Origin of the sequence: Citromicrobium bathyomarinum (assembly GCA_001306305.2) — a bacterium.
Lineage (GTDB): Bacteria > Pseudomonadota > Alphaproteobacteria > Sphingomonadales > Sphingomonadaceae > Alteriqipengyuania > Alteriqipengyuania bathyomarina.
In genome coordinates, this window is record CP155577.1 from 1,135,388 (window position 1) to 1,159,290 (window position 23,903).

14 protein-coding genes are annotated in these 23,903 nt (G+C 66.0%); 12 read left to right on the forward strand and 2 right to left on the reverse strand.

All coding sequences use genetic code 11. The annotated features are described in order from the left end of the window. Nucleotides 1–48: 48 nt before the first annotated feature. On the reverse strand, nt 49–2,811 hold the full coding sequence (locus VO57_005805) for a TonB-dependent receptor (protein ID XBL70851.1): 2,763 nt from the start codon (nt 2,809–2,811) through the stop codon (nt 49–51). A 362-nt stretch (nt 2,812–3,173) separates the two neighbouring features. Between VO57_005805 and VO57_005810 the strand changes: the two genes are divergently transcribed. The 9 genes from VO57_005810 to ppc all read left to right on the forward strand — a co-directional run bounded on the left by VO57_005810 (nt 3,174) and on the right by ppc (nt 15,520). After that, entirely contained in the window at nt 3,174–4,202 is a 1,029-nt protein-coding gene (locus VO57_005810; GenBank protein ID XBL70852.1) for a LacI family DNA-binding transcriptional regulator, read from the forward strand. A 114-nt stretch (nt 4,203–4,316) separates the two neighbouring features. Beyond that, nucleotides 4,317–5,846 (forward strand): MFS transporter, encoded by a 1,530-nt coding sequence (locus VO57_005815; protein XBL70853.1) that lies wholly within the window; start codon nt 4,317–4,319, stop codon nt 5,844–5,846. Continuing rightward, nucleotides 5,839–7,224, forward strand: a complete 1,386-nt coding sequence (locus VO57_005820) for an alpha-amylase family glycosyl hydrolase (protein ID XBL70854.1) — start codon at nt 5,839–5,841, stop codon at nt 7,222–7,224. The genes VO57_005815 and VO57_005820 overlap by 8 nt, the downstream gene beginning before the upstream one ends. Before the next feature lie 208 nt (nt 7,225–7,432). Then, a complete protein-coding gene (zwf, locus tag VO57_005825; GenBank protein XBL71299.1) occupies nt 7,433–8,818 on the forward strand; it encodes a glucose-6-phosphate dehydrogenase in 1,386 nt (461 codons plus the stop codon). Continuing rightward, nucleotides 8,811–9,428 carry a 6-phosphogluconolactonase gene (locus VO57_005830; protein XBL70855.1) on the forward strand — a complete coding sequence of 206 codons (618 nt, stop codon included), beginning with the start codon at nt 8,811–8,813 and terminating at the stop codon, nt 9,426–9,428. Before zwf ends, VO57_005830 begins: the two co-directional genes overlap by 8 nt. Next, nucleotides 9,425–11,245 (forward strand): phosphogluconate dehydratase, encoded by a 1,821-nt coding sequence (edd, locus tag VO57_005835; GenBank protein XBL70856.1) that lies wholly within the window; start codon nt 9,425–9,427, stop codon nt 11,243–11,245. Before VO57_005830 ends, edd begins: the two co-directional genes overlap by 4 nt. Continuing rightward, entirely contained in the window at nt 11,242–12,219 is a 978-nt protein-coding gene (gene glk, locus VO57_005840; GenBank protein XBL70857.1) for a glucokinase, read from the forward strand. Before edd ends, glk begins: the two co-directional genes overlap by 4 nt. After that, a complete protein-coding gene (gene eda / locus VO57_005845; GenBank protein XBL70858.1) occupies nt 12,216–12,824 on the forward strand; it encodes a bifunctional 4-hydroxy-2-oxoglutarate aldolase/2-dehydro-3-deoxy-phosphogluconate aldolase in 609 nt (202 codons plus the stop codon). Before glk ends, eda begins: the two co-directional genes overlap by 4 nt. A gap of 29 nt (nt 12,825–12,853) precedes the next feature. Next, nucleotides 12,854–15,520 (forward strand): phosphoenolpyruvate carboxylase, encoded by a 2,667-nt coding sequence (ppc, locus tag VO57_005850; GenBank protein XBL71300.1) that lies wholly within the window; start codon nt 12,854–12,856, stop codon nt 15,518–15,520. Between the two features lie 42 nt (nt 15,521–15,562). On the opposite strand, the gene VO57_005855 is transcribed toward ppc, so the two are convergent. Next, entirely contained in the window at nt 15,563–17,416 is a 1,854-nt protein-coding gene (locus tag VO57_005855; GenBank protein ID XBL70859.1) for a gamma-glutamyltransferase family protein, read from the reverse strand. 206 nt (nt 17,417–17,622) lie between these two features. Between VO57_005855 and VO57_005860 the strand changes: the two genes are divergently transcribed. The 3 genes from VO57_005860 to VO57_005870 all read left to right on the forward strand — a co-directional run bounded on the left by VO57_005860 (nt 17,623) and on the right by VO57_005870 (nt 23,898). Then, complete coding sequence (locus VO57_005860) at nt 17,623–19,080, forward strand: NAD(P)-dependent oxidoreductase (protein ID XBL70860.1); 1,458 nt, start codon at nt 17,623–17,625, stop codon at nt 19,078–19,080. Continuing rightward, nucleotides 19,077–23,597 (forward strand): glutamate synthase large subunit, encoded by a 4,521-nt coding sequence (gene gltB, locus VO57_005865; GenBank protein XBL70861.1) that lies wholly within the window; start codon nt 19,077–19,079, stop codon nt 23,595–23,597. The genes VO57_005860 and gltB overlap by 4 nt, the downstream gene beginning before the upstream one ends. Before the next feature lie 103 nt (nt 23,598–23,700). Next, entirely contained in the window at nt 23,701–23,898 is a 198-nt protein-coding gene (locus VO57_005870) for a hypothetical protein (protein XBL70862.1), read from the forward strand. Nucleotides 23,899–23,903 lie beyond the last annotated feature (5 nt).

The following is a 23,903-nucleotide window of genomic DNA, read 5'->3' on the forward strand; positions in this document are numbered from 1 at the left end:
GACGGCGCGGCTTGGGAGGAATGCGCCGCCTGCTCCGGACCTTCGCTATCAGAACTTGAAGGTCGCGCCGACGAGGAAGCGGCGGCCATATTCCTGATAGTCGATCACCGCGCGCGGTTCGGGCACGTTGAACTGCGACACGAACGGCGCGTTGGTGAGGTTCTGCCCCTGGAGGTAGACCGACAGGCCCTCTAGCGCGCTGCCCGGCTGGAATTCATAGCCGATCTGCGCATCGACGATCGTCTCCGCCCGCGCCAGACGTCGCGTCGGCGAACCGCCGAAGCCGCTGAATTCACCAATGAATTCGGAGCGATAGCGGACGCTGCCCCGGGCGCTGAAACCGTTGAGGTCGTAATAGAGCGTGCCGTTGGCGACCCATTCCGAATAGCCGGAAATCGGTGCGACATCTCCGTTGAAGTCTTCCACTTCCGACTTGGTGTAGCCCACGCCGCCGGTCGCGCCGAAGCCTTCGAGGCCGGAGAAGAACGCGTCGAACGGTACCGTCGCCGACAGTTCCACCCCGTAGAAGTTACCGCCGCCGGTGTTCACCTGCGTATCGAGGAAACCGATCGTGGTCGCCGGGGTCTGACCCGCCGGCGTCGGAAGTCCGGAATAATCGAAGGTGTAGCGCCCGTTGGCGATCCAGTTGACGATATCCTTGTAGAAGGCCTGCACCGCGACGACGCCCGCGCCGTTCGCGAAGTACTTCTCGATATTGAAGTCGACTGCATTGGCCCGGTACGGGCGCAGCAGCGGGTTGCCGCCGCCGCCGCTGATGAACGGCGCCACACCGGTCGGGCTTTCGCCCGCGTTTGTGTTGATCCCGTAGCTGATCGCCACGCGCAGATCGTCAAGACGCGGACGCTGGATCTGGCGGCTGGCGGCAAGGCGGAAGACCCACCCGCTATCGAGCCGCAGCGACAGGTTGGCACTGGGCAGCACGTCCCAGTAATCCGCGCCCAGCGACACGTCGACCGGCTGGCCACCGGCGAACGCAAGCCCGGTCGAGTTCTGGTCGGTATTGATCGCCTGCACGCCGAAATTGCCGGTCAGTACGCCGATGCCCAGTTCCTGCTCGATATCCGCCTGCAGGTAGATGGTCATCAGGTCTTCGGTGATGCCGTAGGCCTTGGCCGGAACATCGTTGGATGTATTGCGGTCGAGGATCAGCGTGCCATCCGCGATCAGGTCGCGGACGTCGTAGCTGACGATCGGGCCGAGGCCGAGATAGTCGAGGTCGGTCGGCCGCAGCAGAGCGCCCGTGGGAATGGCCACCTCGGTTGCGCCGCCCGGCGGCGAGACGAAGAACTCGTCCGGCGTCAGGCTCTTGGAACGGTCGGTATAGGCCATTCCGAAATGCATGGCCGACAGGAAGCCGCCCAGTTCTTTCGACACGCCCACGCGATACTGGAACAGCTCGTCGGCAATGATGCGGTTGTTCCAGTAGCCGGCCTGCACCCGCGCGCCGCCCCAGCCAAGCGGGTCGGTCAGCCGGATCAGGCTCGGGTCGCTGTAGTCGAGCGTGTGGGTGAACGCGGTGCCGTTGGTGTCGGAGGTAAAGCCGATCGTATCGGCAGCGCCGTTGCCCCCGCCATAGCCGGTGCCCGAATAGCTTTCGATGCTCAGCTCGTTGCGGTCGGTGCGCGAATAGCCGAAATCGAAGAACGCGCTCCACCCGTCGTCGCCGTCGTAATCGAGGTTGAGGCCGCCCGAATAGAGGTCCGCCTGGCGCTGGAACACGTCGTTGCGCACCACCCCGCGCACATCGGTGAAGGTGCCGGATTCGGCGAAACCGCCGAACGGCCCGTCGACCACGCTGCTGGTGGTGTAGGGGTTGCTGAAGCCCAGCGGCAGTTCGATCCCGCGCTTGGACTGGTCGTCGTCGAAACTGGAATAGAAGCCGTCGACGGTGACCATGAAATTGGGCGCCGCCTGATATTGCAGCGTGCCGTTGACGCCGAAGCGCTTGAGCCGGGTCGAGGTGACGAAGCTCTTGTTGCCGCCGATGATGTACGGATTGCCGGGCGTGCCATCGCCCGCATAGCCCCAGGCGTTGAATTCCTGCAGCTGGTACGGCTCGTCGGTATAGGCCGCCGCCAGCGCGACGCCGATCGTGTCGTCGGCGAACTGGTCGACGAAGGTCGCGTTTAGGCGATAGCCGTAATCGCGCGAGCCCGCGTTGAGCGCGCCGATATCCGCGTAGGAACCCTTCGCCCCGATTGCGAAGATCGGCTCGTCCACTTCCAGCGGGCGGATCGTGCGCACGTCGATCGTGCCGACCAGGCCCTGGCCGACGAGGCTGGCCGAGGGGGTCTTGTAGACATTGACCTGGCTGACGACTTCGGAGGGGTACTGGTCGAATTCGACCGCGCGGCTATCGCCGGTGGAGGTCTGTTCGCGCCCGTTCAGCAGCGTCTGGGAGAAGTCCGGGCCGAGGCCGCGAATGGCGATCACGTTGGCGCGGCCGTTGAGCCGCTGCGAGGTGATGCCGGGCAGGCGGGCGATCGATTCCCCGATCGAATCGTCGGGCAGCTTGCCGATATCCTCGGCAGTGACCGATTCCAGGATCAGGTCGCTGTTGCGCTTCTCGTTGACCGCGCTTTCCAGAGCGGCGCGAAAGCCGCTGACCACGATGACGTTCTCGTCAGTATCGTCGTCGGCGACCGGCTGACCGTCTTCTTCCGTATCGGGGACGGGCGGCTGGGTGGTCTGCGCTGCGGCGATGCTCGGCACGGCAGCACCGGCCAGAATCAGGGCGATGGCACAGGTGCGCAGGCTGGTGCCGCTGCGAAGCGAATTGCGGTAGGACATGACTCTTCTCTCTCTCCCGTGTGCGGCGCTGCCATTCCCAGCGTCGCCAGATGCACATGGCCCGGTCTCGATCGGCCGGTCCTTGGCGCGTCTGCGGCGGTCATAATGCAGCACCGCGGGCGTGCCGGAAGATCGCATACGTATACGCGTGCCATGCGCTGCGATCGGCCTGGCGGGACTGTGGCACAAATGTCGATGCCCCGCTTGCGCGCAGGCCGGGCGGCCATCATAGGCGCAATCACGCCATTTTCGCGGCTGCGAGGTGCGCCGCCCGGGGTGCGGCAATTGCCTTGCACGGCGACCTGACGTAATCCGATGAATACGTAAGCATGAGAGGCGCACGACGCCTTTCGGGAGAGAGCATGGGCCGCACCCCGTCAGGCAGGCCGACCAGCTTCGATATCGCCTACCGGGCCGGAGTCTCGCAGCCCACGGTCAGCCGTGCGCTGCGTGGCGACAAGTCGGTCAGCCAGGCGACCCGCGAGAAGATCGAGCGGATCGCGCGCGAGCTGAACTATGCGGTCGATCGCAATGCATCCTCGCTCAGAACCCAGCGGACCAACACCATCGCGCTGCTGTTCTTCGAGGACCCGACGCCCGACGAGAGCATGATCAACCCGTTCTTCCTCTCGATGCTCGGTTCGATCACCCGCGCCTGCGGCAATCGCGGGCTCGATCTGCTGATCTCGTTCCAGCGAATGGAAGACGACTGGCACGTCAAATATCAGGACAGCAAGCGGGCCGACGGGCTGATCCTGCTCGGCTATGGCGACTACACGCTTTACGCGGAAAGGCTGGCCCAGCTGGTCAAGGCGGGGACGCATTTCGCCCGCTGGGGTTCGGTCAGCAGCGATAGCAGCGGGGCGACTGTGGGTTCGGACAATATCGACGCGGGGCGGCTGGTCGGCGAACACTTTATCGAGCGCGGACGCAGGAAGGTCGCGTTTCTGGGCCATGCGGACGAGCATTATCCCGAATTCGCGCACCGCTATCAGGGCCTGTGCGACGCGCTGCGCAGCAACGGCGTGCAGCCCGATCCGGCGCTGCAATTCGATGCGGTGACATCGGACGAGGCGGGCTATGCCGCCGCGCGCCGCCTGATCGAGAGCGGCGCTGCGTTCGACGCGGTCTTCGCGGCGAGCGACGTGATCGCGATCGGCGCGATGCGCGCGCTGGATGAGGCGGGGCTCTCTGTCCCCGGCGATGTCGCAGTGGTCGGGTTCGACAATATCCCCGCCGCCAGCATGACCCACCCGCCGCTCTCCACCATCATGCAGGACACGCAAGGTGCGGGCGAGCTGCTGGTGGAGACTCTGCTGGCGCATATCGAAGGCTCCGACCCGCCGCCCACGCGGCTGCCGACGAGGCTGATCGTGCGCGCGAGCTCCTGACCGCATTCGTATGTTGCTTGTCCGGCCTCCCGGATTGGTGAAAGCCTTGTCCCATAATCGATCGGCAGGGTGACGCGAGTTCGCCCGCCGACAGGGGAAAGGATAACAAGGCCGATGGAGAAACCACGCCAGAGCTGGGCGGGGCTGTGGAACATCAGCTTCGGCTTCTTCGGAATCCAGATCGGCTTCGTGCTGCAGAATTCCAACATGAGCCGCATCTTCCAGACGGTGGGGGCATCGCTCGACGATCTGCCCGCGCTGTGGGTTGCCGCGCCGCTGACCGGGCTGATCGTCCAGCCGATCATCGGCTACCTGTCGGACCGCACGTGGAACCGGCTGGGCCGTCGGCGGCCCTATTTCCTGACCGGGGCGATCTTCGCCGCGTTCTCGCTGTTCCTGATGCCCTTCGCGCCCGCCTTCGCTGCACCGCTGGTGTTTGCCGCAGGCCTGCTGTGGCTGCTCGACGCATCGCTCAACATCTCGATGGAGCCGTTCCGCGCCTTCGTGGGGGACATGCTGGACAAGTCGCAGCACGCGACCGGCTATGCCGTGCAGACCGCCTTCATCGGCAGCGGCGCGGTGGTCGCGGCGATCTTCCCGTGGTTTCTGGAGCATCTGGGCGTCGCCAATGTCGCACCGCCGGGGCAGATCCCCGGCACCGTGCGGTGGAGCTTCTGGGCGGGCGGGGTCGCCCTGTTCGTGGCGATCGCGTGGACCGTGCTGACCACGCGCGAATATTCGCCCGAGGAAATGGCGGCGTTCGAGGCCGAGAACGAGATCGAGCAAAGCCACACGATCCGCGCGCTGGCGGCCAAGAACTACGGCTTTGCGCTGGTCTGGCTGGTGGCGGGCGCGGCGGTGATCCTCGCAGTTGCGCCGCTGGGGCTGGAAAAAGAGATCTACTTGCTCGGCGGGCTGCTCGCGACCTACGGCCTGCTCAGCGCGATCGGTATCTCGATGGCACGCAAAGGTCAGTCGGCCAACATGCTGTCGAGCATCGTGGGCGACTTTTCCGGCATGCCCGATGTGATGAAGCGGCTCGCGCTGGTGCAGTTCTTCAGCTGGTCCGCGCTGTTCATCATGTGGATTTATTCCGGCCCGATCGTGTCGCAATATTTCTACGGCAGCGCCGATCCGGCGAGCGCGGCCTATAACGACGGCGCCAACTGGTGGAACCTGATCTACACCGTGCAGAACGGCGTCGCCGCGATCGCCGCGCTGTTCGTGCTGCCGGTGATGGCGCGCAAGTTTGGCCAGGCATACACCCACATGGCATGCCTGCTGGCGGGCGCGCTGGGGTTCCTCGGCTTCTTCGTGCTGCGCGATCCGATGCTGCTGATCGGGTGCGAGGTGCTGAAGGGCATTGCCTGGGCCAGCATCCTTGCGATGCCCTACGCGATCCTCGCCAGCAATCTGCCGCAGGCCAAGCTCGGCATCTACATGGGGCTGTTCAACATCTTCATCGTGGTGCCGCAGCTGCTGGTGGCGACGATCATGGGATCGATCATGAAGGCCTTTTTCCCGGGCGAACCGATCTGGACCATGCTGTTCGCCGCCGCCGCCTGGGCACTCGCCGCACTGGCCATGCTGCGGGTCGGATCGGTCCTGCCCGCCCAATCCAGTACGGAGACCGCCGATGCGTAAGCTCGCCATCGCCGCGCTGCTGGCGTGCGCCGCAGCGCCCGCGGCCGCGCAGCCCGCCGACCCGTGGCAACCGCAACCCTTCGTCGAGATCGAGCATCCCGAATGGAGCCGGGATGCGGTCCTCTACCAGATCAACACCCGCCAGTTCACGCCGGAGGGCACCTTCGCCGCCGCGCAGAAGGAACTGCCGCGACTGAAGCAACTGGGCGTCGACATCTTGTGGCTGATGCCGATCCACCCGATCGGAGAGGTCAACCGCAAGGGCACGCTGGGCAGCCCCTATTCGGTGCGCGACTACTACGCGGTCAATCCCGAGTTCGGCACCGAGCGGGACCTGCGCAACTTCATCGATGCCGCGCACGCGCAGGGCTTCCACGTCATCCTCGATCTGGTGGCCAACCACACCGCGTGGGACAATGCCCTCGCGAGCGAGCATCCCGACTGGTACGAAAAGACCTGGGACGGCCATTTCCGCCCGACCCCGTGGTGGGACTGGTCCGACATCATCGACCTCGACTGGTCCAAGCCCGGCGTGCGCGAACATGTCGGCAAGGCGATGGAATACTGGGTCCGCGAATTCGACGTGGACGGCTATCGCGCGGATGTCGCCGGCTATGTCCCGATCGACTTCTGGGAGACGATGCGCGCGCGGCTCGATGCGATCCGCCCGGTCTTCATGCTGGGCGAGGTGCAGCAGACCGTCCACCACCGCGCCGCCTTCGATGCGACCTACGCGTGGGACTGGCACCATACCGGCAAGCGGATCGCCAAGGGCGAGGCGGATGCGACCGGCCTGTTCGGCTATTATGCCGAGAACGAGAGCCTGTGGCCGCGCGAGGCCATGCGCCTGACCTATATCGAGAACCACGACAGCAACGCGTGGGAAGGCACGATCTACGAGAATTACGGCGACGGGCTGGAAGCGCTGACCGCGCTCGCCTTTACCGGCGAAGGCCTGCCGCTGGTCCATAACGGGATGGAGGCGTGCAATGCGCACCGCCTCGCCTTTTTCGAGAAAGACCCGATCGACTGGAGCCAGCGCGAAGGCTGCGACTATGGCGCACTTCTCAAGGACCTGATCGCATTTCGCACCGCCAATCCCGCGCTGGCCAACGGGCAATGGGGCGCGGTGATGCGGCAGGTCGTCAACGACAGGCCGCAGCAGCTGTTCGGCTGGGTCCGGCAGAAGGACGGCAACAAGGTGGTCGGCCTGTTCAACCTCTCCGACACACCGGTCGAGGCCACGCTGGCAGACGGGCTGGCGGCGGGCTCCTACCGCGAATTTCGCTCGGGCGACGCGGTTACCATCGCGCCAGGCGATACCGTTTCGCTGCCCGCCTGGGGCTTCCGTCTGCTTTCGACCGGGGGCGAGCGATAGGATCGGCAGGCCGGAACCACCCCGGGCGTTAAATCATCACATAGCTATGCGGCTGGAAATCCGGGCGATGCTTGCCTTAGGGTAGCCGCGGTCTGGCGGGGGCTGGGACCTGGCACCGCCGCACGATTATCAGGGAGCGACCTTTTTGAAGCGACACCCCTCTTCCTCGCTCCTGCTGTTTGGGGCGACCGGCGATCTGGCCAAGCGGATGCTGCTGCCATCGCTCTACGCGCTGCACGAAGACGAGCTGATCGCGGCAGACCTGCGGATCGTCGGCACCGCGCGCAGCGAGCTGTCGGACGAGGAGTTCCGCGCGCTCGCCAAGGAGGCGCTGGACCAGTACCTGCCCGATGACCGCAAGGACGAGGCCAAGATCGCCTCCTTCCTCAAGCATCTGCAATACCAGCCGCTCGACGCATCCACGATCGAGGGGTTCGACGATCTCGCCGCCAAGCTGGGCGATATCTCGGGCGGCCTCTCGATCTTCCTGTCGACCGCGCCGTTCCTGTTCGAACCCACGATCAAGGGGCTGAAATCCGCCGGGCTGGCGGGCGACAATGTGCGGATCGGGCTGGAAAAGCCGCTCGGCACCGATCTCGCCAGTTCGGCCAAGATCAACGACGCGGTTGCCAGCGCATTCAGCGAAGACCGGATTTTCCGGATCGATCACTATCTGGGCAAGGAAACGGTCCAGAACCTGATGGCGCTGCGCTTCGCCAACATGATGTTCGAACCGCTGTGGAACGCCAACCACATCGACCATGTGCAGATCACCATCAGCGAAACCGTGGGGCTGGAAGGGCGGCACGGCTTCTACGACGAGACCGGCGCGCTGCGCGATATGGTCCAGAACCACATGCTCCAGCTGCTCGCGCTGATCGCGATGGAGCCGCCGGTCGATTACGACGCGGCCAGCGTGCGCGACGAAAAGGTCAAGGTGCTGCGATCGCTACGCCCGGTTTCGCCCGAGGAAATGGTCCGCGGCCAGTATGGCAGCGGGGCCGTGCAGGGCGAGGCGGTGGAAGGCTATGCCGACGATCTGGGCGAGGCGTCCGACACCGAAACCTTCGTGGCGATCAAGGCGCATGTCGACAGCTGGCGCTGGCAGGGCGTGCCCTTCTACCTGCGCACCGGCAAGCGCATGACCGAACGGCGCAGCGAGATCGTGATCCAGTTCAAATGCGTGCCGCACAATATCTTTGCCGGGCGCGGCGGGCGGCTGGATGCGAACCGGCTGGTGATCCGTCTGCAGCCCGAGGAATACGTGCGGCTGATGGTGATGGCCAAGCAGCCGAGCATGGACCGCGAAGGCGTGACCTTGCGCGAAGTGCCGCTGGACCTGTCGCTGACCCACGCCTTCGCCAAGGCGCGCCGCCGGATTGCTTACGAGCGGCTGCTGCTCGACCTGATCGACGGCGACCCCACGCTGTTCGTGCGCCGTGACGAGGTTGAGGCGCAGTGGCGCTGGGTCGACGGCATCCGTGCGATCTGGGCGAAGGAAGACGCCCCGCCCAAGCGCTACGGCGCGGGCAGCTGGGGGCCGAGCGCGGCGATCGCGCTGACCGAACGCGACGGGGTGACCTGGCATGAGTGATCTGCGCTGGGCACCCGATGGCTCCGCCAAAGCGGTGGCCGACCATATCGAACGTGTGGTCGATGCCAGCGATGCGCCGGTGATCGCGGTGCCCGGCGGATCGACCCCGGTCGCGATCTTCGCCGAACTGGCGGAGCGCGGGCTGGACTGGAGTGGGGCGACGATCATGCTGTGCGACGATCGCCAGGTGCCGCGCGATCACGAGGCGAGCAATCAGGCCAAGCTGGAGCGGGCGCTGGGCGACAGCGGGGCGAAGATCGTCGCGCTGGAAGAGGGCATGACGGTGCCCGATCTCGACCTGTTGTGGCTCGGCATGGGAACGGATGGGCACATCGCTTCGCTGTTCCCACAGATGCAGGCCGAAGACCGCCCCGGACGCGCGGTGATCCGCACCGTGCCCGATCCGCTTCCCCCCGAAGCGCCGTTCCCGCGTCTGAGCATGAATTTCGCCGCGTTGACCAAGGCCCCGCGCGAAAGCATCATCGTGCTGCGCGGGGCGGACAAGAAGCAGGTTATCGAGCGGGCGCAGGAATCCGCAAGCGACCTGCCGGTCGCGCGCTTCCTGCGCGAGGCTAGCGGCCCTGTGACCATCTACTGGAGCGCGCAATGACACTGAACGACACCGTCGCCCGCGTCACCGACCGGATCGTGGAGCGCTCGCGAGACGGGCGGGCGCGCTATCTCGACCTGATCGAGCGCGCGCGCGACGAAGGCGTGCACCGGCCCACGCTCTCCTGCGGCAACCTCGCCCACGGCTTTGCTGCGAGCGGAGAGGACAAGGCCGCGATCAAGGCCGGGCAGGCGATGAATATCGGCATCGTCAGCGCGTATAACGACATGCTCAGCGCGCATCAGCCCTACGGCCGCTATCCCGAGCAGATCAAGATTTTCGCGCGCGAGCGCGGCGCGACCGCGCAGGTCGCAGGCGGTGTGCCCGCGATGTGCGACGGGGTCACGCAGGGGCAGGATTCGATGGAGCTGTCGCTGTTCAGCCGCGATGTGATCGCGATGGGCACGGCAGTCGGCCTCAGCCATGGGATGTTCGAAGGCGCGCTGCTGCTTGGCATCTGCGACAAGATTGTGCCCGGCCTGCTGATCGGCGCGCTGCGTTTCGGCCATCTTCCGACCATTCTGGTGCCCGCCGGGCCAATGCCATCGGGCCTCGCCAACAAGGAGAAGATCCGCGTCCGCCAGCTCTATGCCGAAGGCAAGGTGGGCGAGGAGGAACTGCTGGAGGCGGAAAGCGCCAGTTACCACGGCGCGGGCACCTGTACCTTCTACGGCACCGCCAACTCCAACCAGATGATGATGGAGATGATGGGGCTGCACATGCCCGGCTCCAGCTTCGTCAATCCGGGCAACAAGCTGCGCCAGGAATTGACCCGCGCGGCGGTGCACCGGGTCACCGAGATCGGCTGGCGGGGCGATGATTACCGCCCGCTGGGCGCGTGCATCGATGAAAAGGCGATCGTCAACGCGACCATCGGCCTGCTCGCCACTGGTGGCTCGACCAATCACATGCTCCACATCCCCGCGATCGCGCGCGCTGCGGGGATCGCGATCGACTGGGACGATATGGACGAGCTGAGCGACGTCGTCCCGCTGATCGCCAGCGTCTATCCCAACGGCGCGGGCGACATAAACTACTTCCACGCGGCGGGCGGCATGCCCTTCGTGATCCGCGAACTGCTCGGCGCAGGGCTGGCGCATCCCGACATCCGCACGGTCTACGGTGCCTCGCTGGAGGAAGGCGCGCAGGAGCCCTTCATCGAAGAGGATGCTCTGGTGTGGAAGCCGGGCGCGGAGCAGTCGCGCGACGATACGCTGCTCAAGCCGGTCTCCGATCCGTTCCAGTCCGACGGGGGCCTCGCGCTGCTCGCCGGCAATCTCGGCCGCGCGACCATGAAGGTCAGCGCGGTCGCGGCCGAGCATCGCACGATCGAGGCACCGGCACGCGTGTTTTCCACCCAGCATCAGGTCGCCGAAGCCTTCAAGGCGGGCGAGCTGGACCGCGACGTGGTGGTCGTCGTCCGCTTCCAGGGCCCGGCCGCGAACGGCATGCCCGAACTGCACAAGCTGAGCTCGCCCCTCGGAGTCCTGCAGGACCGCGGCTACAAGGTCGCGCTGGTCACCGACGGGCGAATGTCGGGGGCGAGCGGCAAGGTCCCATCCGCGATCCACGTCTCGCCCGAGGCGTACCACGGTGGCCCCCTCGGTAAGCTGCGCGACGGCGACTTGGTGCGCGTGTGTGCGCTTGAAGGCACGCTGAGTGCGCTTGTGGACGCTGGTGAATGGGACGCGCGCGAGCAGGCGGAGTCGCCGCCGGAAGCGTGGGGCACGGGCCGCGAGCTGTTCGCGATGATGCGCCGCCACTCCGATCCGGCGGAAAAGGGCGGCTCCGCGATGCTCGCCGAGGCGGGGCTGTGAGCGAACGCCAGCTGGTCGCGGTCGATATCGGCGGCACCCACGCGCGCTTCGCCATCGCGACCATCGCCGAGGATGGAGCGATCTCGCTCGACGAGCCGGAGACGCTGCACACCGCCGATCACGTGAGTTTTCAGACCGCGTGGGAGGATTATCGCGCGCGCAAAGGCGGGCACTTGCCCGACGCGGTAAGCCTCGCAATTGCGGGCCGGACGAGCGGCGATGCGATCCGCTTCACCAATAATCCATGGGTGATCCGCCCCGCGCTGATAAAGGAAAAGCTCGGCGCTACGCGGTACACTCTGGTGAATGATTTCGCAGCGGTCTCCCACGCGGTGGCGCAGGCGCCCGACGATCAGTTTCTCCGCCTTGCAGGCCCCGACCAGCCGCTCGCTGCGGAGGGCACGCTGAGCGTGCTCGGCCCCGGCACGGGGCTGGGCGTTGCGCATTTATGGCGCGATTCCAGTGGCTACCGGGTGCAGGCGACCGAGGGCGGGCACGTCGACTTTGCCCCGCTCGACCAGATCGAAGACGCGATCCTAGCCCGCCTGCGCAAGCGCCACATGCGCGTTTCGGTAGAGCGCGTGGTGTCCGGCCCCGGCATCGTCGACATCTACGCCACGCTCGCCGCGCTCGAAGGAAAGCCGGTCGCCGAGATGGACGATGTATCGATCTGGCAGGCGGGAATGGAGGGCAGCGACAGCCTCGCCGCCGCTGCCGTCGACCGGTTCTGCCTCGCGCTGGGTAGCATTGCGGGCGACTTCGCGCTGGCTCAGGGGGGCTTTGGCGGCGTCGTGATCGCCGGCGGGCTGGGCTATCGCCTGCGCGACATTCTCCCCGGATCGGGCTTTGCCGAGCGGTTTCGCGCCAAGGGGCGCTTTGCGGACCTGATGGGCACGATCCCGGTCAAGCTGATCACCCACCCGCAGCCGGGCCTGTTCGGCGCGGCCGCTGCCTTCGCGAAGGAACACGGATGACGATCGAAGAAATCATGCGCACCGCGCCGGTTATCCCGGTGCTGGTGGTGGATCGGCTGGAAGATGCGATGCCTATGGCCGAGGCGCTGGTTTCGGGTGGCCTGCGGGTGCTCGAAGTGACGCTGCGGACGCCGGTCGCTCTCGACGCGATCCGGGCGATGCGCGAGGTCGACGGCGCGATCGTGGGCGCGGGCACGGTCGTCGATCAGGAGCAATTGCAGGCCGCGATCGATGCAGGCGCGCAGTTCATCGTCTCTCCCGGCCTGACCGAGGCGCTGGGCCGCGCGGCGATTCGCGCGCAGGTGCCCTTCCTTCCCGGAGTCGCGACGGCTGGCGACATCATGCGCGGGCTCGAACTCGGCCTTGAACATTTCAAGTTCTTCCCGGCAGAGGCCAATGGCGGTATTCCTGCGCTCAAGGCACTGGCTGGCCCGTTCGGCGGGCTCAAGTTCTGCCCCACCGGCGGCATAAGACAGGAAACCGCCGCCGACTGGCTCGCGCTCGATCAGGTGTTGTGCGTGGGCGGCAGCTGGCTGGTGCCGCAGGGCGAGGTTGACCGGGAAGCGATCCGGGCGCGGGCACAGTCTGCGGCCCGGTTGGTATAGTAGGCATCCGCAACCCAGGGAGAATTTCGATCGCCACCCGACCCGCAATCCAGCAAAACCCCGATATCCGCTATCTCGGCAAGCTATTGGGCGATGTGATCCGCGAACATGGCGGCGACCAGCTGTTTCAGCGGACCGAGGAAATCCGCGCCGCCAGCGTGGAACGCCACCGTAATGAAGCTCCGGTCGACCTGCGGCTCGACCAGCTCGATCTCGACGATACGCTCGCCTTCGTGCGCGGGTTCGGTCTGTTCTCGATGCTCGCCAACCTCGCGGAAGACCGCGAGGGGATGATGGCGGAGCAGGACATGCCCTTCGCCGACGCGCTCGCTTCGCTGAAGGAGCAGGGCATTTCGAGCGAGCAGGTCTCCGAAATGCTCGACCAGGCGCTGGTGATGCCGGTGCTGACCGCGCACCCCACCGAAGTGCGCCGCAAGAGCGTGATCGACCACCGCGTACGGATCGCCGAGCTGATGCGGATGCGCGATGCGCAGGCGATCTCCACACCCGAGGGTGACGATGTCGAGGAATCGATCATCCGCCAGATCGCACTGCTATGGCACACCCGCACGCTGCGGCGAGAGCGGCTGTTCGTGACCGACGAGGTCGAGAACGCGGTTTCCTTCATGCGAGACAGCTTCCTGCCCGCGATCCCCGTGCTCTATCGCCGCTGGGAAGACGCACTGGGCAGCCGCCCGGCCAGCTTCCTCCGGGTCGGCAGCTGGATCGGCGGCGACCGCGACGGCAACCCCTATGTCACCGCGGATTCGCTGCGTTTCGCGCAGGCCTTCGCTGCGGAAACCGTGATCGAATATTATCTCGACGCGCTTCACAAGCTGGGCGGTGAGCTTTCGCTGTCGAGCGAGCTGACCGAGGTCGATCCCGAGCTTGCGCGGCTGGCCGACGCGAGCGGGGACGACTCCTCGCACCGGCAGGACGAGCCCTATCGTCGTGCGATCATCGGGATTTACAACCGCCTTGCCGCGACCTTCGAGGAACTGGTCGGCAAGGAGCCTTCGCGCGCGGCGATCGGCCCGGCAGAGCCCTATGACAGCCCCGATGGCCTGCAGGACGATCTGCGGGTGGTCGCCCGGTCTTTGACCAAGGCGGGCGGCCAGACGCTCGCCTCGCAGGGCGCGCTGGGGCGGCTGGTGCGGGCGGTGCGCACCTTCGGCTTCCACCTTGCCACGCTCGACCTGCGGCAGAACAGCGCGGTGCACGAGCGTGTGGTGGGCGAATTGCTCGCCAACGCGGGCGTGGAGGAGGATTATACCGCACTCGATGAAGAGGCGCGCATAGCCCTGCTGCGCCGCGAACTTGCCAGCGCGCGTCCACTGCGGTCGCAGTGGATGGAGTACGGCGAAGAGACGACCAAGGAACTGGCGATCCTCGAGGCGACCGCGCAGGCGCACGCGCGCTTCGGCCCGCATTGCATCACGCAATACGTGGTCTCGATGGCGGAGACCGTGTCCGACCTGCTCGAAGTGCACATCCTGCTCAAGGAAGTCGGCCTTTATCGTCCAGGCGACACGCCGCACAGTGCAATCCAGGCGGTGCCGCTGTTCGAGACGATCGGCGACCTGAAGAACGCGCCCGAGGTGATGCGCAGCTATTTCGGCCTGCCGGAGGTCGCCGCGATGGCCAGCGCGCGGGGCCATCAGGAAGTGATGATCGGCTATTCCGATTCCAACAAGGATGGCGGCTATCTGACCTCCAGCTGGATGCTCGCGCGGGCGAGCGAGGCGCTGGCCCCGGTATTTGCCGAGGCGGGCGTGACGATGCAGCTGTTCCACGGGCGCGGCGGTTCGGTTGGCCGCGGTGGCGGCTCCGCCTTCGATGCGATCCGCGGCCAGCCCTCGGGCACGGTCAACGGGCGCATCCGGATCACCGAACAGGGCGAGGTGATCGCGGCGAAATACGGCACGCCGGAGGTCGCTGCGGTAAATCTGGACGCGATGGTCACCGCCGCGATGCTCGCCACGATGGAGCCCGAACGGGTGCCGCAGGACGATTATCGCCGCTATGCCGAGGCGATGGATGCGGTGTCGGAGACCGCGTTCAGCACCTATCGCGATCTGGTCTACGGCACCGATGGGTTCGTCGGATTCTTCCGTCAGATGACTCCCATCGCGGAGATCGCCACGCTCAAGATCGGATCGCGCCCGGCGAGCCGCAAGTCGGACGACCGGATCGAGAATCTGCGCGCGATTCCTTGGGTCTTCTCGTGGAGCCAGGCGCGGGTGATGCTGCCCGGCTGGTACGGGGTCGGCACGGCGCTGTCGCAGTTCGAAGACAAGGCGCTGCTGCGCGAAATGGCGCGCGAATGGCCGTTCCTGCGCAACGCGCTCGCCAATATGGAAATGGTGCTCGCCAAATCCGACATGGGCATTGCCGAGCGTTACAGCGAACTGGTCGAGGATCGCGATCTGGCGAAGGGCGTGTTCGGGGCGATCCGCGACGAATGGCAGCGCACGCATGACGCGCTGCTGGATGCGACCGGGCAGTCCTTCCTGCTCGAAAATTCGCCCCGCCTCGATGCGTCGATCCGGCTGCGGCTGCCCTATATCGAACCGCTCAACCTCTTGCAGGTCGAATTGCTCAAGCGGCACCGTAGCGGCGAGCCGGACGAGCGGATTGCCGAAGGCATCCAGCTGTCGATCAACGCCATCGCGACCGCGCTGCGCAACAGCGGTTGAATTGGTAAAGGAGGGGCGGGCCGGTAAGGTCCGCCCTCTCACTCAATAGCCCGAGGCTTGGCCGTCCTTGCGCATCTCGGTCGCGCCGACATAGACGCCGCTTTCGGCATCGCGGGCGATCGCCTGATAGCCGCCGAACGGGATGCCGGTGTTCTCCACCTCGACATTGTGGCCCATCGCACGCAGCGCCTCCACGGTCGCAAGGGGGATGCCGGGTTCGACCATCAGCACGCCCAGATTGTCGATGTCCACGGTATCGGCGGCGCTGCCTGCCAGCGCGTCGGTCGGCTGGCGGCCGCCATCGTGCATCAGCCGCGCGGCATCGCCCGCCTCCTGCAGGTTCATCCCGTAGTCGACGAGGTTGATGAGGATCTGCACGTGCCCCTGCGGCTGCATCCCCCCGCCCATCAGCCCCAGCGTCATGAACGGCTTGCCGTCTTTCTTCACGAAGGCCGGAATGATCGTGTGGAAGGGTCGCTTGCTGGGTGCGTAGGCATTGGGGTGTTCGGGATCGAGGCTGAACAGCTCGCCGCGATCCTGGAACATGAAGCCAAGCCCTGGCGCGACAAGCCCGCCGCCCATGCCGCGATAATTGGACTGGATCAGGCTGACCATCATCCCGTCCTTGTCTGCCACGGTGAGGTAGGTGGTATCGCCTTCACCCTCCAGCTTGGGCTCCACCTCAGGATCACCCGGCCCGAAAGCGGGCGTGGCACGCTCCGGATCGATCAGCGCGAACCGCTCGCGCCCGTAGGCATCGCTCAGCAGGGCCTGAGGCGCGGCGGCGAAATCCGGATCGGCGTAGAAGCGCGCGACATCCTCGAACGCGAGCCGCTTGGCCTCGGTGATGTAGTGGATCACTTGCGGCGATCCGCGCTCCCACTGCGACAGGTCCACATTCTTGAGGATGTTGACCATCTGCAGCGCGGCGAAACCTTGGCTGTTGGGCGGCAGTTCGCACAGCTCGTACCCCTTGCGATAGGTGACGCACGAGACGTCGACCCACTCGCTGTCGTGGTTGGCGAAGTCCGCCATCGTGAACGCGCTGCCCCGTTCGCGCAGATAGTCGACGATGATACGCGCGGTTTCACCCTCGTAGTACTCGTCGCGCCCATTGCGCGCGATCCGCTCCAGCGTGTTGGCGAGATCGGGGTTCTTGAACATCTCGCCCGGCTCAGGCGCATCTCCGTCGGCGAACCAGGTCGCGCGGGCATTGTCGAAGTCGAAATCGAACCGCTTGAGCCGCGCCTCGTAGGCGGCGAGCGAACGGTCGAGATACATCGCGATCACCGGGGCCACCGGATGCCCTTCGCGTGCGTAGGTGATCGCAGGCGCAAGGTTCTCCGTCATCGGCAGATTGCCGAAGCGATCGTGCATGTCGAACCAGGCATCGACCGTGCCGGGAATGGTGATCGGCAAGGGCCCCACCGGCGGAATTGCGGTCGCGTCCGGCCCAAGCTTTTCCTTCAGCTGATCGAGAGTCTGGCCCGAGGGACTGCGGCCCGATCCGTTGATGCCGTAAAGCTTGTCGGTCTTGGGATCGTAGATGATCGCGAACAGGTCGCCGCCGATGCCGTTCCCGGTCGGCTCCATCAGGCCCAGCGCGGCGTTGGCGGCAATTGCCGCGTCTACCGCGCTGCCGCCCGCCTTGAGGATGTCGAGCGCGATCTGCGTCGCCAGCGGATGCGCGGTCGCGGCCATGCCGTGCGGTGCCGCCACCGGGGAGCGGCTCCAATCCGCACCCACGGGCCGCGCGCCCGCCCCGATTCCCTGCGTCGCGTTCTCGGCGGTGTCGGCAGGGTTGAGCGGGGGCGGATCGTCCTGCGCCAGCGCCGGGCTGGCGATCAGCGCGCCCGCTGCGATGCCCGAAGCCAGAAAACTCGAAATTTTGCGCATTGCGACTCTACTCCCCTAAATGCCGGTATTGACGCTAGGGGAAGCGGGGCAAGAGCAAAAGGGGGCGCACCCGAGGTCGCTCCGGCAAAGCTGTGCTTCTTCGCAGGCGCAACAAATTTGCATTGAAATTTCGTGGAGCATCCTCAATGCTGATCGAGTGATGCGCCAAATGCGGCGCTGACTTTCCGAAACCGAAACTTTTCGCTTTGAACTGGGCCGATCCGATCGAACGTAACGTCACCAACAAATTTGTCGACCGCAAACAGGCCTATCCGGCCAAGCGCACCCCCGATAGCCGCCGTGCGGACTTCCTCGAGATCGGTGCGCCCTTCGCGGATGATGCCGCGCGCGCCCAGGCGGGGCGCTGCGCGCAATGCGGCGTGCCTTACTGCCAGGTCCATTGCCCGCTGCACAATCACATTCCCGACTGGCTGCGCCTGACCGCCGAGGGGCGCCTGCAAGAGGCCTACGACCTGTCCTCGCGCACCTCGACCATGCCCGAGATTTGCGGCCGGATCTGCCCGCAGGACCGTTTGTGCGAAGGCAATTGCGTGATCGAGTTCTCCGGCCACGGCGCTGTCACCATCGGCAGTGTCGAGAAATATCTCGGCGACAATGCGTGGGAGAACGGCTGGGTGCGTCCGATCGAACCCGGCACGCCCACCGGCCAGTCGGTCGCCGTGATCGGTGCGGGGCCCGCCGGGCTGACCGCCGCGGAATATCTGCGTGTCGCGGGCTACGAGGTCGAGATTTACGACCGGCACGATCGTGCGGGCGGGTTGCTGATTTACGGCATCCCCAACTTCAAGCTCGACAAGAGCGTGGTCGACCGGCGCGTCGCACGGATCGAGGAAGGTGGCATCACCATCCATCGCGGCGTCGAGGTGGGCAAGGATATCACGCTCGCCGAATTGCGTGAGCGGCACGATGCGGTGTTCGTAGCAACCGGTGTGTACCAGTCGCGCGAACTTACGGTCGATGGTGCGGACAAGGACGGCGTCGTCCGCGCAATCGATTTCCTGACCGCTTCCAACCGCAGCGGTCTGGGTGACGAGGTCGCCGAGCACGCCGATGGCAGCCTGTTCGCGAAGGATCGCGACGTGGTCGTGATCGGCGGCGGCGATACCGCCATGGACTGCGTCCGCACCGCGATTCGCCAGGGCGCGAAGAGCGTGAAGTGCCTTTATCGCCGCGACCGGGAGAACATGCCCGGCAGCCGCACGGAGGTTGCCCATGCCGAGGAAGAAGGCGTCGAGTTCCTGTGGCTGTCCGGCCCCGCCTCGATTCAAGGCGAGACCCGTGCCGAGCGGGTGCAGGCCAACCGGATGGAGCTGGGCGAGCCCGATGCCGATGGCCGCCGCCGCCCGGTGGTCGATCCGTCGAGCAGCTTTGCGCTCGATGCCGATCTCGTAATCCTTGCTCTGGGCTTCGAACCCGAGCCGCTGCCGGCGATCTTCGGCGAGGAAGGTCTCGACGTGACCGACTGGGGCACGCTGGAATGTGATGAGGACATGATGACCTCGCTTCCCGGAGTATTCGCAGGGGGCGACATTTCCCGCGGCGCCAGCCTGGTCGTGTGGGCGGTACGCGACGGGCGCGATGTAGCCGAGAAAATCGACGCCTACCTTGTCCAGCAACGCAATCCGAGCGCGGCAGCAGCATGATCAACCAACACCAAGAAGCGCTCCGCCTTGCAGCGGAAGGGATGTACCATGCCGATAGCGAGCACGATGCCTGCGGCGTCGGGCTGATCGGCGAGATTTCGGGCAAGCCGACGCGCCGCGTGGTCGATTGCGCGATCGAGGCGCTGTCTTCGATCTGGCATCGCGGGGCGGTCGATGCCGACGGGAAAACCGGCGATGGCGCGGGCCTGCTGCTCGACCTGCCGGTGGAGTTCTTCACCAGCGCGATCAGCGCGAGCGGCCATTCGCTGCGCGACGGGCGGCTTGCGGTCGGCGTGGTGTTCCTGCCGCGCACCGATCTGGGCGCGCAGGATGCATGCCGTACGATCGTGGAGGCGGAGCTGATCCGCGCCGGGCTGTTCGTTTATGGCTGGCGGCAGGTGCCGGTCGATATCTCGGTCATCGGGCGCAAGGCGAAGGAAACCCGCCCGGAAATCGAACAGGTGATGATCGCCGGGCCGAGCCCGTCCGAAAGCACGCTGGATGAGTTCGAAAAGCGGCTCTACATCGTGCGTCGGCGGATCGAGCGGCGGATCGTCGAGGCGCAGCTGCGCGATTTCTACGTCGCCTCTCTCTCTGCCCAGTCGATCGTCTACAAGGGCCTTTTCCTCGCAGAGAGCCTTGCGACCTTCTATCCCGACGTGCGCGACCCGCTGGTCACCAGCCGGATGGCGATCCTTCACCAGCGCTATTCGACCAACACTTTCCCGCAGTGGTGGCTCGCCCAGCCGTTCCGCACGCTGGCCCATAATGGCGAGATCAACACGATCCGCGGCAACCGTAACTGGATGCGCACGCACGAGATCAAGATGGCGAGCCTGTCCTTCGCGGGCACGGCGGACGACATCAAGCCGGTGATCCCGGTCGGCGCGTCCGACACTGCCAGCCTCGATGCCGCGATCGAGCTGCTGGTCCGCTCCGGCAAGGCGATGCCCACCGCCAAGTCGATGCTGATCCCAGAGGCATGGCAGGTCTCCGCCGACATGCCGGCCGAGAACAAGGCGATGTACCAGTACATGGCATCCGTCATGGAGCCATGGGACGGCCCAGCCGCGCTCGCGATGACCGACGGCCATTGGGCGGTCGCCGGGCTCGACCGCAATGCTTTGCGTCCGCTGGCGTTTGCCCGCACCGATGATGGCCTGCTGGTGGTCGGTTCCGAAAGCGGGATGGTTGCGCTGGAAGAGGACCGGGTGGCCGAGAAGGGGCGTCTGGGCCCGGGCCAGATGATCGCGATCGATCTGGAGGCGGGCCGCCTGCTGCGCGATGCCGAGCTCAAGGCGCGGATCGCGCGGGAGGCCGATTACGGTGCGCTGGTCGCTGGCTTCCGCAACAGCGACGACCTGCCCAAGGTCGACATGCCCGCAGATCCGCCGTTCGACGACGATCAGCTCGACCGCCGCCTGACCGCGGCTGGCATGACCAACGAGGATATGGAGCTGATCCTCGATGCGATGGCGCTCGATGGCAAGGAAGCGATCGGCTCGATGGGCGACGACACGCCGCTCGCGGTGATCAGCGGCATGCCGCGCAATGTAAGCCAGTTCTTCCGCCAGAACTTCGCTCAGGTGACCAATCCGCCGATCGATTCCCTGCGCGAACGGCACGTGATGAGCCTGCGCACGCGGTTCGCCAATCTCGCCAACATCCTCGAAGAGGACGCGCAGAACGATTCCGTGCTGGTGCTCGAAAGCCCGGTGCTGACGTCGAACCTGTGGGATCGCCTGCGCGCCGGCTTCGGCGATACGATCGGCGATATCGACTGCACCTTCCGCGCACGCGGCGAACCGGCCGATCTGCGCCAGGCGATCGAGCGGATCCGCGCAGAGGCGGAGGCGCTGGTCCGGCGCGGGAAGTCGGAGATTTTCCTCAGCGACGAGAATACCGGGCCCGACCGGGTCGGCGTTCCGATGATCCTCGCCGCCGCAGCCGTGCACACCCACCTGACGCGGGTGGGCCTGCGCAGCTTCACCTCGGTCAATGTCCGCTCGGCCGAATGCGTCGATACGCATACGCTGGCTGTGCTGATCGGTGTCGGTGCGACCACGGTCAATCCGTACCTTGCCGAGGGCGCCTTGCTCGCTCGCCATGCGCGCGGCCTCTACGGCGATCTCTCGCGCGAAGAGGCGCTCGCCAATTTCCGCACTTCGCTGGAAGACGGCCTGCTCAAGATCATGGCCAAGATGGGCGTTTCGGTCATCTCCAGCTATCGCGGCGGCTACAACTTCGAAGCGGTCGGGCTCAGCCGCGCGATCACCGCCGACCTCTTCCCCGGCATGCCCAACAAGATCTCGGGCGAGGGCTATGCGTCGCTGCATCTGAGCGCAGAGAAGCGGCATGTCCGTGCATTCGGTGGACGCCATGCGCAGCTGCCGGTCGGTGGCTTCTACCGCCGCCGCTATGGCGAGGAAACGCACGCCTGGGGCGCGGAGGGAATGCATGCGCTGCAGACCGCCTGTGCGACCGGCAACGAGAAGCAATGGCGTCGCTTCGTCGACGCGGTCGAGAACCAGCCGCCGATCTATCTGCGCGACCTGCTGGGCATCGACGAGGCGGTCGAACCGCTGCCGCTCGACGAGGTCGAGCCGGGCGAGGCGATTCGTACACGCTTCCTGACCCCGGGGATGAGCCTTGGCGCGCTATCGCCAGAGGCGCATGAGACGCTGGCGATCGCGATGAACCGGATCGGCGCGAAGGCCGTGTCGGGCGAGGGCGGCGAGTCCGCCGAACGCTTCACCCGCCGCGAGAACGGCGATCTTGCCAATAGCGGGATCAAGCAGGTGGCGAGCGGGCGCTTCGGCGTCACCGCGCACTACCTCAACAATTGCGAAGAGATCGAAATCAAGGTCGCGCAAGGCGCCAAGCCGGGCGAGGGCGGGCAACTGCCCGGCTTCAAGGTGGACGAGGTGATCGCCAAGCTGCGCCACTCGACGCCCGGCGTGACGCTGATCTCGCCGCCGCCGCATCACGACATCTACTCGATCGAAGATCTCGCCCAGCTGATCTACGACCTGAAGCAGATCAATCCGCGCGCCCGCGTGTGTGTGAAGCTGGTCAGCGCGGCGGGGATCGGCACGATCGCGGCCGGCGTGGCCAAGGCGCATGCCGACGCGATCCTGATCTCGGGCCATACAGGCGGGACGGGCGCAAGCCCGCAGACCAGCATCAAGTTTGCCGGCACGCCCTGGGAAATGGGTCTGGCCGAGGTCAATCAGGTGCTCGCGCTCAATGGCTTGCGCCACAAGGTGAAGCTGCGCGTGGACGGTGGCCTGAAGACCGGGCGCGAGATCGTGATTGGCGCGATCCTGGGCGCGGAAGAGTTCGGCATCGGGACGATGAGCCTGGTCGCCATGGGCTGCATCATGGTCCGCCAGTGCCACTCGAACACATGCCCGGTTGGGGTTTGCACACAGGACCCGCGCCTGCGCGCGATGTTCGACGGCAGCCCGGAAAAGGTCATCCAGCTGATGGATTTCCTTGCCGAAGACGTCCGCCGCATCCTGGCCAAGCTGGGCGTATCCTCTCTCGAAGAGGTTATCGGACGGACCGAGCTCTTGCGGCAGGTTAGCCGCGGGGCCGAGCATCTCGACGATCTCGACCTCAATCCGATCCTACAGAAGGTGCAGACGGACGAGCCGCGCGTGTTCTCGATCCCTGAACATCGCAACCCGGTGCCCGACAGCCTCGACGCCGAGGTGCTCGGCGACCTGCGCGACGCGCTGGAGAACGGCACGCAGACGACGCTGCATCTGCCGGTGCGCAACGTGCACCGCGCGGTCGGCACGCGCCTGTCGTCCGAGGTGGTCACCCGCCACGGACCGGACGGTCTGCCCGACGGCACGATCGATCTCTATCTGACCGGTCAGGCGGGCCAGTCGCTTGGCGCATTCCTCGCGCGCGGTATCCGTCTTCGGATCGAAGGGGATGCCAACGACTATGTCGGCAAGGGCCTGTCAGGCGGCGAGATCGTCGTGCATCCGCCCGCAGGCGTCGCGCGCGAAAGCCAGCACAACGGCATTATCGGCAACACCGCGCTGTATGGCGCGACCTCGGGCGCGCTGTTTGCAGCGGGCAAGGCGGGCGAGCGGTTTGCGGTGCGCAATTCTGGCGCGGTCACCGTGGTCGAGGGCTGCGGCGCCAATGGCTGCGAATACATGACTGGCGGCAGCGCGGTCTTCCTCGGTCCGGTCGGTGCCAATTTCGGCGCCGGGATGACGGGCGGAATGGCCTTCGTTCTGGATGAGAACGGCATGTTCCCGAAACTCGCCAATCCCGGCTCGATCCTGTGGCAGCGGATTGCGAGCGAGCACTGGCGCACGCATCTGCGTGATCTGGTCGAGCGCCACGTGGAACTGACCGGCAGTGCCTATGCGCGCGGCCTGCTCGACCGGTGGGAAAACACGCTCGCAAGTGTCTGGCAGGTTTGCCCGAAAGACATGATCGGCAAGCTCTCCCACCCGCTGACCGACTCGATCGAGACCGTCGAAGCGGCGGAATAAGCCTTGCCCGGCAAGTCGTGCCGATTTCGGTCACCTGCGTGATCGACGCTCGACTGCCGGGACCTTTCTGGCATGCCTCATGCCGACAAACAGGAGGTATCGAATGAAACTGATCACTGCCCTCGCGGGTGCCGCGTTTCTGGCCGTGGCAGCTCCGGCTGTCGCGATGGACACGCCGCCTTCGGACCCCGGTCATGGCGGTGGCTCGAGCGGTGGGGGCACGCCCGTTCCCGCACCTCCGGTCGCGATCATTTTCGGTCTCGCTGCGGGCGCGATGCTGGTTCGCCGCAAGCTGGGCTAGAGCTT